Consider the following 2,107-nt stretch of genomic DNA (forward strand, 5'->3'; position numbering starts at 1 on the left):
AAGCGTTATAGGATCAAGCGAATAAGTGCATATGATGGATGCCTTGGCGATCACAGGCGATGAAGGACGCGGTAGCCTGCGAAAAGCTACGGGGAGCTGGCAAACAAGCTTTGATCCGTAGATGTCCGAATGGGGAAACCCACCGTAGTAATACGGTATCCCATGCTGAATACATAGGCATGTGGAGGCGAACCGAGTGAACTGAACCATCTCAGTAACTCGAGGAAAAGAAATCAACCGAGATTCCGGAAGTAGTGGCGAGCGAAACCGGACCAGCCTGGATGTTTTAGCGTAGTGAATAGTCGAATGGAATGGAAAGTCCAGCCGTAGCAGGTGATAGCCCTGTAGGCGAAATTCAGTACGTGGAACTAAGCATCGAACAAGTAGGGCGGGACACGTGAAATCCTGTCTGAATATGGGGGGACCATCCTCCAAGGCTAAATACTCGTGATCGACCGATAGTGAACCAGTACCGTGAGGGAAAGGCGAAAAGAACCCCGGAAGGGGAGTGAAATAGATCCTGAAATCGTATGCATACAAACAGTAGGAGCACCTTCGTGGTGTGACTGCGTACCTTTTGTATAATGGGTCAGCGACTTACATTCAGTGGCAAGCTTAACCGAATAGGGGAGGCGTAGCGAAAGCGAGTCCGAATAGGGCGATTCAGTCGCTGGGTGTAGACCCGAAACCAGGCGATCTATCCATGGCCAGGTTGAAGGCACGGTAACACGTGCTGGAGGACCGAACCCACTAATGTTGAAAAATTAGGGGATGAGCTGTGGATCGGAGTGAAAGGCTAAACAAGCCTGGAGATAGCTGGTTCTCTCCGAAAACTATTTAGGTAGTGCCTCGTATATTACTGCCGGGGGTAGAGCACTGTTATGGCTAGGGGGTCACAGCGACTTACCAACCCATGGCAAACTCCGAATACCGGCAAGTACAGTACGGGAGACAGAGCACCGGGTGCTAACGTCCGGACTCAAGAGGGAAACAACCCAGACCGCCAGCTAAGGTCCCTAACTATGGCTAAGTGGGAAACGAAGTGGGAAGGCATAGACAGTCAGGAGGTTGGCTTAGAAGCAGCCATCCTTTAAAGAAAGCGTAATAGCTCACTGATCGAGTCGTCCTGCGCGGAAGATGTAACGGGGCTAAGCCATAGACCGAAGCTGCGGATGTGTACTTTGTACACATGGTAGGAGAGCGTTCCGTAAGCCTGTGAAGGTGTTCCGTGAGGAATGCTGGAGGTATCGGAAGTGAGAATGCTGACATGAGTAGCGATAAAGGGGGTGAAAAGCCCCCTCGCCGTAAGTCCAAGGTTTCCTGCGCAACGTTCATCGGCGCAGGGTGAGTCGGCCCCTAAGGCGAGGCAGAGATGCGTAGCTGATGGGAAGCGGGTTAATATTCCCGCACCGTCGTAGAGTGCGATGGGGGGACGGATTGCAGAATGTTATCGGGGTGTTGGATGTCCCCGTTGGCGCATCATAGAAGGCACTTAGGCAAATCCGGGTGCGTAATTCAAGGGTGTGACTGGATAGAGCTTCGGCTCTAAACTAACTGGAAGCAGTTCCAAGAAAAGCCTCTAAGCTTCAGCTCTACGAGACCGTACCGCAAACCGACACAGGTGGACGGGATGAATATTCCAAGGCGCTTGAGAGAACTCAGGAGAAGGAACTCGGCAAATTAATACCGTAACTTCGGGAGAAGGTATGCCTCATTAGTGTGATGTGCCTGCGCACAAAGCATGAAGAGGCCGCAGTGAATCGGTGGCTGCGACTGTTTACTAAAAACACAGCACTCTGCAAACACGAAAGTGGACGTATAGGGTGTGACGCCTGCCCGGTGCCGGAAGGTTAAGTGATGGGGTGCAAGCTCTTGATCGAAGCCCCGGTAAACGGCGGCCGTAACTATAACGGTCCTAAGGTAGCGAAATTCCTTGTCGGGTAAGTTCCGACCTGCACGAATGGCGTAACGATGGCCACACTGTCTCCTCCTGAGACTCAGCGAAGTTGACATGGTTGTGATGATGCAATCTCCCCGCGGCTAGACGGAAAGACCCCATGAACCTTTACTGTAGCTTTGCATTGGATTGTGAACCGGCCTGTGTAGG

General features: G+C 52.0%; 1 rRNA gene. It reads left to right on the forward strand.

The features are described 5' to 3' along the window. Window positions 1-11: 11 nt before the first annotated feature. Window positions 12-2,107: ribosomal RNA gene (locus tag N879_RS10870) — 23S ribosomal RNA — on the forward strand; the annotation flags it as partial.

The organism is Alcaligenes sp. EGD-AK7 (assembly GCF_000465875.3).
GTDB lineage: Bacteria > Pseudomonadota > Gammaproteobacteria > Burkholderiales > Burkholderiaceae_B > Alcaligenes > Alcaligenes phenolicus.